This is a genomic window from Pseudonocardia sp. (assembly GCF_025965585.1).
Taxonomy (GTDB): Bacteria; Actinomycetota; Actinomycetes; order Mycobacteriales; family Pseudonocardiaceae; genus Pseudonocardia.
The window spans coordinates 1-13,689 of the sequence record NZ_JAOPWR010000428.1 but is presented as its reverse complement, the minus strand read 5'-3'; the positions used below and the strand labels follow the sequence as shown (position 1 = coordinate 13,689).

The 13,689-nt window shown below is 72.0% G+C and carries 10 protein-coding genes and 1 tRNA gene; 4 read left to right on the top strand and 7 right to left on the bottom strand.

All coding sequences use genetic code 11. The features are described from left to right. Positions 1–98: 98 nt before the first annotated feature. On the bottom strand, positions 99–1,451 hold the full coding sequence (locus JWR81_RS26255) for an ABC transporter substrate-binding protein (protein WP_297658658.1): 1,353 nt from the start codon (positions 1,449–1,451) through the stop codon (positions 99–101). 131 nt (positions 1,452–1,582) lie between these two features. On the opposite strand from JWR81_RS26255, the gene JWR81_RS26250 reads away from it, so the two are divergent. Together JWR81_RS26250 and JWR81_RS26245 are read left to right on the top strand one after the other, a co-directional pair. Continuing rightward, positions 1,583–3,724, top strand: a complete 2,142-nt coding sequence (locus JWR81_RS26250; RefSeq protein ID WP_297658651.1) for an alpha-galactosidase — start codon at positions 1,583–1,585, stop codon at positions 3,722–3,724. 314 nt (positions 3,725–4,038) lie between these two features. Beyond that, complete coding sequence (locus tag JWR81_RS26245) at positions 4,039–4,884, top strand: hypothetical protein (RefSeq protein ID WP_297658649.1); 846 nt, start codon at positions 4,039–4,041, stop codon at positions 4,882–4,884. A gap of 67 nt (positions 4,885–4,951) precedes the next feature. Here JWR81_RS26245 and JWR81_RS26240 read toward each other — a convergent pair whose 3' ends face one another. Genes JWR81_RS26240 through mgtA form a run of 5 tightly spaced genes read right to left on the bottom strand, consistent with a single transcriptional unit; the run spans position 4,952 to position 12,531 of the window. Next, entirely contained in the window at positions 4,952–5,722 is a 771-nt protein-coding gene (locus tag JWR81_RS26240; protein WP_297658647.1) for an SDR family NAD(P)-dependent oxidoreductase, read from the bottom strand. 58 nt (positions 5,723–5,780) lie between these two features. After that, the gene (locus JWR81_RS26235; RefSeq protein ID WP_297658645.1) at positions 5,781–6,833 is read right to left on the bottom strand and encodes a cation diffusion facilitator family transporter; all 1,053 of its coding nucleotides are present in this window, start codon (positions 6,831–6,833) and stop codon (positions 5,781–5,783) included. A gap of 43 nt (positions 6,834–6,876) precedes the next feature. Continuing rightward, on the bottom strand, positions 6,877–8,184 hold the full coding sequence (locus JWR81_RS26230) for a nitrate/sulfonate/bicarbonate ABC transporter ATP-binding protein (RefSeq protein ID WP_297658643.1): 1,308 nt from the start codon (positions 8,182–8,184) through the stop codon (positions 6,877–6,879). Positions 8,185–8,206: 22 nt separating this feature from the next. After that, positions 8,207–9,943 carry an ABC transporter permease subunit gene (locus JWR81_RS26225; RefSeq protein ID WP_297658641.1) on the bottom strand — a complete coding sequence of 579 codons (1,737 nt, stop codon included), beginning with the start codon at positions 9,941–9,943 and terminating at the stop codon, positions 8,207–8,209. Then, positions 9,940–12,531, bottom strand: a complete 2,592-nt coding sequence (gene mgtA, locus JWR81_RS26220) for a magnesium-translocating P-type ATPase (protein ID WP_297658639.1) — start codon at positions 12,529–12,531, stop codon at positions 9,940–9,942. Before mgtA ends, JWR81_RS26225 begins: the two co-directional genes overlap by 4 nt. A gap of 225 nt (positions 12,532–12,756) precedes the next feature. Here mgtA and JWR81_RS26215 point away from each other — a divergent pair, with 225 nt between their 5' ends. Further along, a complete protein-coding gene (locus tag JWR81_RS26215) occupies positions 12,757–13,095 on the top strand; it encodes a metalloregulator ArsR/SmtB family transcription factor (RefSeq protein WP_297658637.1) in 339 nt (112 codons plus the stop codon). 158 nt (positions 13,096–13,253) lie between these two features. Here JWR81_RS26215 and JWR81_RS26210 read toward each other — a convergent pair whose 3' ends face one another. Then, positions 13,254–13,466: a hypothetical protein gene (locus JWR81_RS26210; protein ID WP_297658635.1), complete on the bottom strand. Its 213-nt coding sequence runs from the start codon at positions 13,464–13,466 to the stop codon at positions 13,254–13,256. A 144-nt stretch (positions 13,467–13,610) separates the two neighbouring features. Between JWR81_RS26210 and JWR81_RS26205 the strand changes: the two genes are divergently transcribed. After that, positions 13,611–13,682, top strand: a tRNA-Asn gene (locus JWR81_RS26205). Positions 13,683–13,689 lie beyond the last annotated feature (7 nt).

The following is a 13,689-nucleotide window of genomic DNA, read 5'->3' as shown; positions in this document are numbered from 1 at the left end:
TGCGGGGCCGTTCGTTCCGTGCCGGAGCCGGTTCTGCTCTCTCGTCCGCTCGTCGCGGCTGCGGGGCGATCTCCTGTGCAGTCATGTCCGGCGCCCCATCAGCTGGTGAAGATGGACTTCTTCTGGCTCTCGATGCTCTTCGTCAGCCCGTCGATGTCGTTCGGATTGCCGATGAACTGCTGGATGGCCGGGATCATCACCGTCGAGGCGAAGTCGGGGCGGGTGTCGCGGTCCATGAACTGCGAGATCGACTTGGCGCTCGAGATGTACTCGACGGCCTTCTTCTGCAGCTTCGTGTACTTCGCGGTGTCGGCACTCGAGTTCGTGCCGATGACGGTGGAGTCGGACTCCAGGTAGGTGTTCTCGGCCGGGCCCGTGGCGAGGTAGCCGAGGAACTTCTTGGCCGCCGCCTCGTTCTTGGGGCGCGCCGCCATCATGAAGCCGTCGATCGGGGCCTCGACGGCGTCCGTGCCGACGGTGGTGTCGATCTCCGGGAAGCCGAAGAAGTCCAGGTCGTCGAGGTCGGCGCCCGGGGTGAACTGCTGGCCGAGGAACATGCCGAGGATGTACGTGCCCGCCTTCTTCTGCTGCAGCGTCTGTGCGGCCTCCTGCCAGGTGCGGCCGAGGGAGGCGGGCTGGTGGAACGGCAGCAGCCGTTTCCAGGTGTCGAACACGTTCTTGACCTGCGGGGAGTCCCAGGCCTGCTTGCCGGCCATCAGGTCGATGTGGAACCGGTAGCCGTTGATCCGCAGGTTGAGCTGGTCGAACGTGCCCATCGCGGGCCAGCCGTCCTTGTCGCCGAAGGCGATCGGGGTGAGGCCGTCCTTCTGCATCCGGGTGTTCAGGGCGACGAACTCGTCGAGCGTCTTCGGGACCGTGTAGCCCTTGGCCGCGAACACGCTGGGCCGGTAGTAGACGGCCCACGGGTAGTAGTCGAACGGCACGAAGTACTGCTTGCCGTCGTCGGCGGTGGACGCCTGCTTCTGCGCGTCGGTCATGCCGTTGATGCCCGACCACACGTCGCTGATGTCGCCGACGAGGCCCTGCTGGGCGAAGAACCGCATGCGGTAGCCCGCGAACCACGTGAACACGTCGTCGGGCTGGCCCTGGAGGTAGTTGTTGATGTTCTCCTGGAACGTGTTGTGGTCGATCGTGTTCGTCGTGATCTGGACGGCCGGGTCGTTGAATCCCTTGACGAGGGACTCGTAGGCCTTCTTCGGCACCGCGTCGGACTGGTTGGACCCGAATGACAGCGCGCCGCTCGCGTTGGCGACGTCGGTCGCGCCGGTGCTCCCGCCCGATCCGCAGGCCGCCAGCAGTCCGGTGGCCCCGAGCAGGCCGGCGCCGGTCATGGCGCCCTTGAGCAGCGAACGTCGGCCGATACGGGTGGCCGCCACCGAGGTGGGCGTCAGGCCCGCCAGATACTGGGCCTCGGACGAGGGTCGGGACATGTCGCCTCCATTGGTGATCAGTCAGGACCGGCGGTCGAGATCGTGGTGTGACCGCGAGGTGAAGGAACGATGGCGTACGGCCCCGAAAGAGTCAATGCTTTCCAACAACGTCGAACAGGAGAGTCGCGCACATGCAAACAAGTTCCAACACCCCCGCGGTCGTGCTCCGATCCGGGGGCACCGCCGTGCTGGTCGATGTCGCCGGCCCCGGACTGCCGCGCGTCCTCCACTGGGGCGCTGACCTCGACCTCCCCGCCCGGTCACTCCCTGCCGTCGTCGACGCGCTGGAGCCCGGTGTCCCGCGCGGCGCGCTCGACGCTCCGTGGCCGCTGACGGTGCTGCCCGGCGCGGCTGACGGCTGGCCCGGCCGGGCGACCGTCCGCGGTCACCGCCGCGGGGAGACATCCGTTGGGGCGGCGGCTTTCCCGCGCTGGACGACGACGTCGGTGGCGGCGTCCACCGACGCGGTGCGGGTAGTCGCAGGCGACACCGGTCTCGGGCTGGAACTGACTTGCGCGCTGGTGCTGGAGCCCTCGGGTGTACTCGTCGTTGAAGTCACGCTGAGTAACAGCGGGGAGGGCGAGTACGTCCTCGACGGCATCACCCCGGTGTTGCCCGTGCCGCCCCGCGCGCGCGAGATGCTCGACCTCGCCGGTCGCTGGGGCCGCGAGCACTCGCCCCAGCGCTCACCCCTGAATGTCGGAATCCGTGCGCGCGAGTCCTGGCGCGGCCGACCCGGACACGACGGCACACCGCTGCTGGTGGCCGGCACGCCCGGCTTCGGCTTCGGCCACGGCGAGGTGTGGGGCGTGCACGTCGCGTGCGGGGGCAACGCCGTGCACATCGTCGAGCGCGTGCCCGAGGGGTTCGCGGTGCTCGGCGGCGGCGAGCTGGCCGAGCCCGGCGAGCTGGTGCTCGCGCCGGGGGAGACCTACGCCGCGCCGACGCTGCTCGCGGCATGGTCCGACACCGGCCTCGACGGACTGTCCGCCCGTCTGCACGGTCACGTCCGCACCCGGGTGGGCCACCCGTCGTCGCCGCGGCCGCTGACGCTCAACGTCTGGGAGGCCGTCTACTTCGACCACGACCTCGACCGGCTGAAGGGCCTCGCCGACCGGGCCGCCGCGCTGGGCGTCGAGCGCTTCGTGCTGGACGACGGATGGTTCCTCGGCCGCCGCGACGACACGCGCGGCCTGGGGGACTGGGTGGTGGACCCCGTCGTCTGGCCCGACGGCCTGCACCCGCTGGTGCAGCATGTGCGGGGCCTGGGCATGCAGTTCGGGCTCTGGTTCGAGCCGGAGATGATCTCGCTCGACTCCGACGTGGCCCGCGCCCACCCGGACTGGGTGCTCGCCGCTCCCGATCGCCTGCCCCGCGCCTACCGCCACCAGCACGTCATCGACCTGGCGAACCCCGACGCGTTCGTGCACGTCCTGGGCCAGATCGACGCGCTGTGCACCGAGTACGCCCTCGACGCGATCAAGTGGGACCACAACCGGGACCTCTCCGAGCCCGTGCACGCCGGGCGCCCCGGCGTGCACGCCCAGACCGAGGCACTGCACCGCCTGCTCGACGAGCTGCGCTCCCGGCACCCGGGCCTGGAGATCGAGTCGTGCGCGTCCGGCGGCGGCCGGGCCGACCTCGCGACGCTCGCCCGCACCGAGCGGATCTGGGGCTCCGACTGCACCGACCCGGTGGAGCGTCAGGCCATCCAGCGCTGGACCGGTCTGCTGCTGCCGCCCGAGCTCGTCGGCGCCCACGTCGGCGCGCCCGTCTCGCACACCACGGGCCGGGCGAGCGACCTGTCGTTCCGGCTGGTCACGTCGCTGTTCGGGCACGCGGGCATCGAGTGGGACATCACCACCTGCTCCGACGACGAGCTCGACCGGCTGCGGACGTGGGCCGGGCTCTACAAGCAGCTGCGAGGGGTGCTGCACTCCGGCGTGACCGTCCGCGCCGACGACGTGGGGGAGGGCGCGCTGCTGCACGGGGTGGTGGCGGGTGACGAGGCCGTCTACGCCTACGTGCGGCTGGCCACCACCGTCGACGCGATCCCCCCGCGGCTGCTGCTGCCCGGTCTCGACCCCGCGCGCACCTACCGCGTGCGGGCGAGCACGGAGGTGGGCGACGTCGGGGCGTCGGGGCGGTCCCAGACGCCCTGGCTGGAGAAGGGCGTCGAGCTGCCCGGCGCGGTGCTCGCGCACATCGGCCTCGCCGCGCCGCTGCTGAACCCCGACCAGGCGGTGCTGCTGCACGTGGTGGCGGTGGCGTAGACGGGCTCACCGTCCGGTGACCGGCACGGACGGTTGCCGCGATCGCGTCCTGCAGGGGTGTCCACCCGGGTCACGCGTGCTCACGACCCCGCAGTGGGGCAGCCCCGCGGACACGATGGCAGCCGGGCGTGAGGGCGTCCACGGCGCCCCGAGAACTGCGCTGGACCGCGGTTGCCGGACGGTAAGGAGAGCCTGCCGCAGGCGTCATGGGGTGGGGGCCGTCGGGGGGAGTCCGCTGACCTGGGGAAATTCCTAGATTTCTCCTTGGTCGCCGGAAGCCCCGGCGGGACCCGAGACCGACGGAGACGATCACCATGGACATCTACACCATCATCCGCGACCTGCTCGGCAACGCCGGCCTCCGCGCCGCCTTCCTCCAGGACCCCCAGGGCACGCTGCACGAGATCGGCCTCGACAACGCCACACCCGAGGACATCCACGACGCCATCACGCTGGCCTGCGACGACCAGAGCGCCGACTTCAGCCGCAACTACGACTTCGGCCACAACTCCTTCGCGCCGCCGCCCCCGCCGATGCACCACGACTACGCGACGCCCGCCGCCTCGCACGAGGCCGCCGCCCAGTACCTCAACAGCTACATCACCAACAACTACGCCACCGACAACTCGATCAACCAGCAGATCGACACCCACGGCGGCGACTTCGACCAGGACCTCGACATCCACAACACCACGGCCAACGGTGACGGCGCCGTCGCGGTCGGCGGCGACGTGGACCACTCCCCGATCGTGACGGGCGACGGGAACTCGGTCGGCAACGTCAACGGCGACGGCAACGTGGTCGGCGACGGCAACGACGCGGTGACCGGCGACCACAGCACCGGCGGGTTCGGCACGGGCGCGACGGTCGGCGAGGGCGGCACGAACATCGGTGGCAACGTCACCGTCGGCGAGGGCGGTGCCTTCGGATCCGGCGGCAGCACCGTGCAGGTCGACAACTCGACCGACGACCACAGCACCACCACCACGTCGACCGACGACCACAGCGTCAACACCGAGATCCACACCGACAACACGTGGAACGACGACCACTCGATCAACCACTCGTTCGACCACGACTCCGACGTCCACTTCGACACCGCAGACCTCGCCCCGGCCCACGTCCCGGCCGAGCCGATGCTGGACCACGCCGCGATCTGAGCCCGAGCCGCGATCACCGCGACGGAGCCCCTGCCTATCCGGGCGGGGGCTCCGTCGCGTCGGGGGACTACTTCGGGGGCATCCGGATGGCGCCGTCGAGGCGGATGGTCTCGCCGTTCATGTAGTCGTTCGTGAGCACCTCGAGGGCCATCGAGGCGAACTCCGACGCGGCGCCCAGCCGGTTGGGGTAGACGACGCTCTGCCCCAGCTGCGCCTTGAACGCCTCGGCCTTCTCGCCGGTGCCGTAGATCGGTGTGTCGATCAAGCCGGGGGCGATGGTGTTGACGCGGATGCCGTGGCGGGCGAGGTCGCGGGCCATCGGCAGGGTCATGCCGACGACGCCGCCCTTCGACGCCGAGTACGGCGTCTGCCCGATCTGGCCGTCGAAAGCCGCCGCCGACGCGGTGTTGAGGATCGCGCCCCGCGAGGTGCCGTCGGTCAGCGGCTCGGTGGCGGCCATCGCGGAGGCGGCGAGACGGGCGCAGTTGTACGTGCCCACGAGGTTCACCCGCAGCACGAACTCGAACTGCTCGAGCGGGATGGGGGCCAGGTCCCGGCCGATGATCCGCCCCGCGCGGCCCAGACCCGCGCTGTTGACGAGGATCCGCAGCGGGCCCAGCTCCGACGCGGCGTCGACGGCCGCCTTGACCTGGGCCTCGTCCGCGACGTCGGCCTTGGCGAACACGCCGCCGATCTCGGCGGCGAGCGCCTCACCCTTGTCCTCCTGCAGGTCGAGCACGACCACCTTCGCCCCGCGCTCTGCCAGCAGCCGCGCGGTGGCCTCACCCAGCCCCGACGCGCCTCCCGTGACGACGGCCGATGCGCCGGCGATGTCCATGGTGTCTCCCGTCGACGTGCAGATGCCGAGCGGAGTCTTGCAGGTGCGCGGAACGGGCTCAGTGGGTGTGCGGCTCCTCGCGGTGCACGGGCCCGTGGCTGTCGTCGCAGTGGTTGTCGGAGCCGCCGCCGCGCCCGCCGGCCATGGGCAGGACCGTCACGTCCACCGGGACGACCGACGCGTGCGAGCCGGCGTGGTCCACCTGCAGCGTGGTGTGGGTGATGCCGTAGTCACCGGCCACGGCCAGCTCGAGGTCGCGGCGCAGGGCGTGGCAGTCGGCGCCGGGGTCGACCAGCACGTGCGCCGAGAGGGCCACCTCTCCCGAGGTGATCTGCCAGACGTGCAGGTCGTGCACCTCGTCCACGCCGCGGATGCCGACGAGCCGGTCGCCGACCGCGTCCGGGTCGATGCCGGCGGGGGAGGCCTCCAGGAAGATCCGCCCCGACTCGCGGACGAGTCCGACCCCCGCCTTGACCATCAGCACCACGACGATCAGCGACGCGATGGCGTCCGCCTGCGCGAACCCGGTGAGCAGGACGACGGCGCCGGCGACGGCCGTGGCGACGAAGCTGAACAGGTCGTTGAGGATGTGCTGGAACGCGCCCTCGACGTTGAGGCTCGACCGGTTGGCCTGGCTGATCGCCCACGTGGCGACGAGGTTGACCACGATGCCGACCAGCGCCGTGACCAGCACCAGGCCACCTTCGACGGCGGGCGGGTCGAGCAACCTACGGACCGCCTCGTAGGTGAGCCAGGCGGCGAGCAGCAGCAGCGTCAGCCCGTTGGCCTGCGCCGAGAGGATCTCCGTGCGCTTGAGCCCGTAGGTGTACGAGCCGCGCGCCGGCCGTGCGGCCAGCCGCATCGCGATGAGTGCGAGCACGATGGACGCGGCGTCGGTGAGCATGTGCGCGGCGTCGGAGATGAGGGCGAGCGACGAGGCGACGACGCCCACCACGACCTCGCCGGCCATGAACACCGTGATGAGGGCGAGCGCGATGCCCAGCCAGCGGCGGTCGGCGTCGGCGGACATGCCGTGGCCGTGGCCGTGACCGTGTCCACCGCCGTGACCGTGTCCACCTGCTGCATGGTCGCGCCCGTCTGCGTCGCTCACCCCCGCACCATACATGCATGGTTCTGCATGTGTAAGGGTGCGCTTACCCCGAGACCGCCCGTGGGAAGATCCCGGCCGCCGGGTCGGCCGTGATCTGGTCGGAGTCGGTGTCGTAGTCGAACAGCTCCGCGTAGCGGGCCCAGTCGATCGCGGTGTCGAGCTGCTGCCGGGCGTCCGGGGCGGAGAAGCCGCGTCGCAACAGGTCGAGGAAGAACCCCGCCCGCAGGTTGCCGTTGCTGCTGCTGGCCAGCGCGGTGCAGATCGTGCGCACCAGCGGCGCCCGCTCGCGCGCCTGTGCGGCGAAGATCTGCTTGCTGCGCTGGATGTCGGCGGTGGTGAACTCCTTGCCCGTCGGCGTGAGCGTGAGGTCGCCGCCCGCCACGTCCAGGAACCCGAGCATCGCGGCGGCGTCGACGAGGGGGAGCAGGTCGTCGATCTCGAAGTTCAGCGCGGCGGCCACGTCGGGCAGGGCGACGTGGCCGCCGTCGGCGTCGACGATCTCGACGAGCCCCGCCAGCCCGCCCACGGACGCGGCCGGCATCGGCTGCGCCGTCGGGCTGGCCGGCCCGGGTGCCGCGGGCTCGGTCTCACGGCCGGTGAGCAGGTCGTAGAGCTGGTCGACGAGGCTCGCGAACACGGGGCTGCGCCGGTCGCGCGGGCGGGCGAGCGGTACGGCGACCTCGGCGCGGATGTGGCCGGGGTTCGCCCCGAGCACCACGACGCGGTCGGCGAGCAGCACGGCCTCCTCGATGTTGTGCGTGACGATGCAGATGGCCCGCGTCGGGAAGTTGTCGGTGCTCCAGAGGTCCGTGAGCTCGGTGCGCAGGTTCTCGGCGGTGAGCACGTCGAGGGCCGAGAACGGCTCGTCCATGAGCAGCAGGTCGGGTTCCAGCACGAGCGCGCGGGCGAAGCCGACGCGCTGGCGCATGCCGCCGGAGAGCTCCTTGGGGTAGGCGGACTCGAACCCGTCGAGACCGATGAGGTCGATCGCGGCCAGCGCCTGCTCCCGTCGCTTCGCGGGGGCGACGCCGCGTGCGGCCAGCCCGAGCTCGACGTTGTCCTGCACGGTGAGCCACGGCATGAGCGCGAAGGACTGGAACACCATCGCGGTGCCCGGGTTGGCGCCGTCGAGCTCCTTCCCGCGGTAACGCACGGTTCCGGTGGTGGGGGCGATCAGCCCGGCGATCGTGCGCAGCAGCGTCGACTTGCCCGAGCCGGACCGGCCGAGCAGCGCGACGATCTCGCCGTCGTGCAGTTCGAGGGAGATGGAGTCGAGCACGCGTAGCTCGTCGCCCGTGGAGCCGGTGAAGCTCTTGCTGACGGCCTCGACGGAGACGAGCACCTGGGACATGGGAGACCTCCGCGATCAGAAATCAGAAGGAGAAGCGGCGCTCGGCCAGCGCGTAGAGGCGACGCCAGAACAGCCGGTTGAGCCCGACGACGTACACGCTCATGACGGCGACGCCGATGAGGATCCGGGGCGCGTCACCGGTGCCGGTGGCCTGCGCGATGTAGGCGCCGAGCCCGGTGGCGGTGAGCGTGGTGGAGCCGTAGGTGACGACCTCGGCGACGATCGAGGCGTTCCATGCCCCGCCCGCCGCGGTGATGCCGCCGGTGACGTAGCTCGAGAAGATCGCGGGCAGGATCAGCCGACGCCACCACAGCCACCGGGGCAGGCGCAGGTTGGCCGCGGCCTCGCGCAGGTCGTTGGGGATGGCGCTGGCGCCCGCGATGACGTTGAACAGGATGTACCACTGGGCGCCGAGGCTCATGAGCAGGATGCCGCCCCAGTCCAGGCCGATCCCGGTGGCCACCAGCCCGGCAGTGATGAGCGGGAACAGGAAGTTGGCCGGGAAGCTCGCCAGCACCTGGACGACGGGCTGCGCGAGCCGCGACACCCGCGGGTTCAGCCCGATCCACACCCCGACCGGCACCCACACCAACGTCGCGACGACCACCAGCACCACCACACGTCCGAACGTCGCCAGACCGAGCAGCGACGCGTGGCCCACCTCGCCGAACCCGGTGGTGCTCGCGATGTACCCGAACGCCTCGGCGAGCCCCCACGCCACCAGCGCCAGGATCGCGACGCCGAACACGACGTCGCCGGCCCGGCGGCGTCCCGGCGAGGGATGCAGCGGGTACTCGGCCAGTCCGAACGCGGCCATGCCCCGGTCGACGGGGTGCACCAGCGGACCGAACACCCGGGCGAGGCCGGCAGGCACGCGCGAGCGGCGCAGCACACTCAGCACGACGCTGCGCGGCGCGTCGGCCGCCTCGGAGTCCTCGACGCGGAAGCGCTCCGCCCACGCCGCGAGCGGGCGCCAGAACAACACGTTCACCCCGACCACCATCACGATCATGACGCCGATCGCGAGCAGAACCTTGCCGAGCTGGCCCTGCGCCGTGGCGCTGGCGACGTAGCTGCCGATGCCGGGCAGCGCGTAGTCGTGGTCGTTCACGCTGATCGCCTCGGAAGCGACGAGGAAGAACCAGCCGCCGCCGAAGCTCATCATCCCGTTCCAGACGAGCGGGATCATGCCGCCGGGCAGGTCGAGCCGCCAGAACCGCTGCCAGCGCGACAGGCGCAGCACCCGTGCCGCCTCGTCCAGCTCGCGTGGCTGGGTGACGAGGGAGTGGTAGAAGGCGAACGTCATGTTCCAGGCCTGCGAGGTGAAGATCGCGAAGACCGATGCGCACTCCAGGCCGAGCGTGGAGCCGGGGAACAGCGCGATGAAGCCCGTGATCGTCACCGACAGGAAGCCCAGCACGGGCACCGACTGCAGGACGTCGAGCACCGGCAGGAGGACCTTCTCCGCACGCCGCAGCCGCGCCGCGGCCGTGGCGTAGACGAACGTGAAGACCACCGACACCGCGAGCGCCACGAACATCCGCAGCAGCGACCGTGCCGCGTAGTAGGGCAGATCGGCGGGGTCGGTGGACACCGTGGACGGGGCGGTGACCGCGTCGAACGGGGCCGCTGCGCCCTCGGAGACGCGGACGAGCCCCCACAGCAGCACGGCCGCGCCCGCGATCACGGCCACGTCGATGGCGTTCCGGCGCGGGCGGACCAGGGCCCCGCGGGTGGGGAACGAACGCAGCGTGCTCACAGCCACCCCCCGGTGCGCCGGACGACCGCGACCTTAGCGAGCTGGACGACTATCAGGTAGGCACCGAGGATCCCCACGAGCCAGGGCGCGAACGACGCCGGTGGGGGCGCCAGCATCAGCGGTCCGGCCAGTGGCGAGAGCGGCAGCGCCACCGCCACCGCACCGGCCGTCGCGGTGGCGGCCAGCACCGGCCACGCCGGCTGCCGCAGCCGCTGCCCGCGCAGCACCAGCACCACCAGCAGCTGCGACAGCAGCCCCTCGGTGAACCACGCGGCGTGGAACACCGCCTGCTCGCCCGCGGTGTCGACGCCCAGCGCCCACCACAGCGCGGCGAACGTCGCGAGGTCGAACAGCGAGCTCAGCGGGCCGAACACGAGCATGAACCGGGTGAGCCTGCCCGCGTCCCAGCGCCGGGGGCGGCGCACGTAGGCGCGCTCGACGCGGTCCCACGGCAGCGCGAGCTGGGCGGCGTCGTAGAGCAGGTTCTGCACCATGAGCTGCACCGGCAGCATCGGGAGGAACGGCAGCACCGCGCTCGCCACGAGCACCGAGAGCACGTTGCCGAGGTTCGACGCCGCCGTGATCTTGACGTACTTCATGGTGTTGCCCAGGGTCCGGCGGCCCTCGACCACCGCCGCGGCCAGCACGGCCAGGTCCGCGCCGCGCAGCACCAGGTCGGCGGCGTCGCGTGCGGCGGGCGTGGCGCCGTCGACGCAGATGCCGACGTCGGCGGTGCGCAGGGCGAGCGTGTCGTTGACGCCGTCGCCGAGGAACCCGACGCAGTGCCCGCCCGCGCGCAGCGCGCCGACGATCCGGGCCTTCTGCCGTGGCGTCACTTTCGCGAACACCGTGGCGCGCCTGACGATCCGGGCCAGCGCCGCGTCGGAGGCCGCGTCGACGTCGTGGCCGAGCACGATCTCCTGCACCGGGATCCCCGCCTGCTCGCACACCTGCTCCGCCACGCGCGGCGCGTCGCCGGTGAGCACCCGCACGGTCACACCGTGGACTGCCAGCTCTCGCACGGCCGCGGCGGTGCTCTCCCGCACCGGGTCGACGAACCCGACGAGCCCGATGAGCGTCAGCCCCGTCTCGTCGTCCGGGCCGTAGGGGTGTCGGCGTGCGGGACCCGTCCACGCCGCCACCGCCCGGATCCGCATCCCGTACGCCTGGTGACCGGCCACGCACTCGCGCACCAGGCCGCGCACGTCGTCCGTCACGGCGCAGAGGGGGAGGACCTCGTCGGGATCGCCCCACGTCACCACGACGTCCTCGGCGCCGCGGCGCACCACCGTGGTCGAGCGGCGCCGGTCGTGGTCGAAACAGATCTCGTCGACCCGCTCGTAGAGGGCCTCGACGAGCAGCGCATGGCCCTCGCCGACGTAGTCGACCACCGCGTCGTCGACGTGGCCGCGCGGCCCCGACCCCAGGTGCACGGCCAGGAACGCGTACTCGGCCGCGGCGTCGTCCAGCTCGCCCTCGACGTCGATGCTGTGGGTGAGCACCACCCGGTCCTCCGTGAGCGTGCCCGTCTTGTCCAGGCACAGCACGTCCATGCCGCCGAGATCCTGGATCGCGTCGAGGCGCTTGACCACCACGTCGTGCCGCGCGAGGTTCACCGCGCCCCGCGCCAGCGTCGTCGTCACGATCACCGGGAGCATCTCCGGCGTCAGCCCGACCGCCACGGCCACCGCGAACAGTGCGGCCTGCGTCCAGCTGCCACCGACCGTGCCGTTCACGGCGAACACGATCGGCACCATCACCAGCATGAAGCGCGTCAGCGTCCAGCCGACCGCGCGCACGCCCTGCTCGACGGTGCTGCGCGGCCTCTCGCCCACGGCACCCGCGGCGAGCGACCCGAAGCAGGTGCCGGGCCCGGTCCCGATCACCACGGCGGTGCCGGTCCCGCTGACCACGGACGTGCCGGCGAAGCAGAGCGACGGGACGTCGAGGATCCCGGCGGCGGCCGTGCGTCCCGTGGGCGCGTCCTTGCGGACCGGGAGCTGCTCGCCCGACAGCACGGCCTGGTCGATGCTCAGCTGCCGCGCCGTCAGCACGCGCATGTCCGCGGGCACCACGTCACCGGCGGCGAGACTGATGACGTCGCCGCGCACCACGTCGTCGACGGGGATCTCGCGCTCCACGGGACGGCCGCGGTCGGTGGCCCGGCGGCGGACCGTCACCGTGGTGATCGTGCGGGACCGCAAGCCGTGCATCGCGCGGTCCGAGCGCACCTGCTGCCACCACCGCAGCCCGACGCTCGCGGCCACCATCGCGCTCACGGTCGCCCACCCCCGCGCGTCCCCGACCAGCACGAACACCGCGCCGAGACCGGCCAGCAGGAGCACGAACGGGCTCGCGACGGCCGTGCGCAGCGGGGGGAGCGCCGACGGCCGGCGCGTCGCCGGGTCGGCGGAGGCGAGCCGCTCGGCGGCCTCGTGCTCGGTGAGCCCGCTCGGTGACGACCCCAGCCGGCGGAACACTCCCAGCGGCGCTGCGGTGGCCAGCGCGCGCAGGGAGAGCTCGTGCAGGCCGTCGGGAACGAACGCCGGCGGCGCAGCGGCGATCGGGGAGAGGGGCGTGCGGGGCATGGGGGACGGTCCTGACGTCGTCGGAGAACGCGGGTTCACCACGCGGACCGTCGGGGGATCACCCCAGGCTGGGCAGCCGGACGTCCGCGCGGCTGCGACTACTTCCCTCGCCGGTCATCCGGCCCACCTCCTCGCACCACTCGTTCGACGGCGGCAAGTCGAGCAGCGGCCACGGTAACGGTCAATCAGTTGCGCAAGTTTGGCGGGTAGGTCACCCTACGGTCCGTGTCCGATCCGCCGCCCCTCGACGACGACCTGCTCCAGGACACGGCCGCCACCTTCGGCATGCTCGCCGCCACCGCCCGCCTGCAGATCGTATGGCTGCTCGCGGCGGGGGAGCGCGACGTCGGCACGCTCGCGTCGGAGGTCGGCCAGACCGTCGCGGCGGTGAGCCAGCACCTGGCCAAGCTGAAGCTCGCCGGGCTCGTGCGCTCCCGGCGTGAGGGCAGGCGGCAGGTGTACCTGGTGGACGACCCGCACGTCGTGGAGATGGTGCAGAGGGCGGTGGAGCACCACAGCGAGCTGCGTGCGCCGTCGCGGGGGCGGTCCGGGCTGCGGATGTGAGCCCGGTCGTGCGGGACGCCGGGCCGAGCGTGAGCCAGTTGCGGCGCAGCCCGTCGACGACCGGCAGGTCGAAGGGACAGCCGGCGCCCGCGGCCTTCTCGTCGAGGGCGACGTGGCGCAGGAACCGTCCCGGCCCCCTCGGCGGCGGGCGCCCCTGCTCAGCGGGGGTGGCCGTTGGAGCCGGCGCCGGACGGGTGCCGCCCGCCCGTGACCTTCTCCTCGACCCGCGCCCGCACGACCCCGGCCGCACCCTGGACGGCAGGGTGATCGGACACGCGCTGGTAGGTGCGCTTGAGCTGCTCGTAGCGCTCGTGCCCGGCCTTCGCGCCCAGCACGTAGCCGACGGCTGCTCCCAGCAGGAACTTCAGCATGACGGCCTCCCAGCCTCTCGTCCGTCGCGCCATCCTGCCTCAGCAGCCGTCCGGGCGCGTCGGGGCGGGGAGGACCCCGGCCGAACCCGGGTGCGGTGGTGCGCTAAAGTTTCCCCGTCGGCGGGCCAGTCCCGCAGCACACGGTCCTCCGTAGCTCAACGGCAGAGCACCCGACTGTTAATCGGGCGGTTACTGGTTCGAATCCAGTCGGAGGAGCAAAACC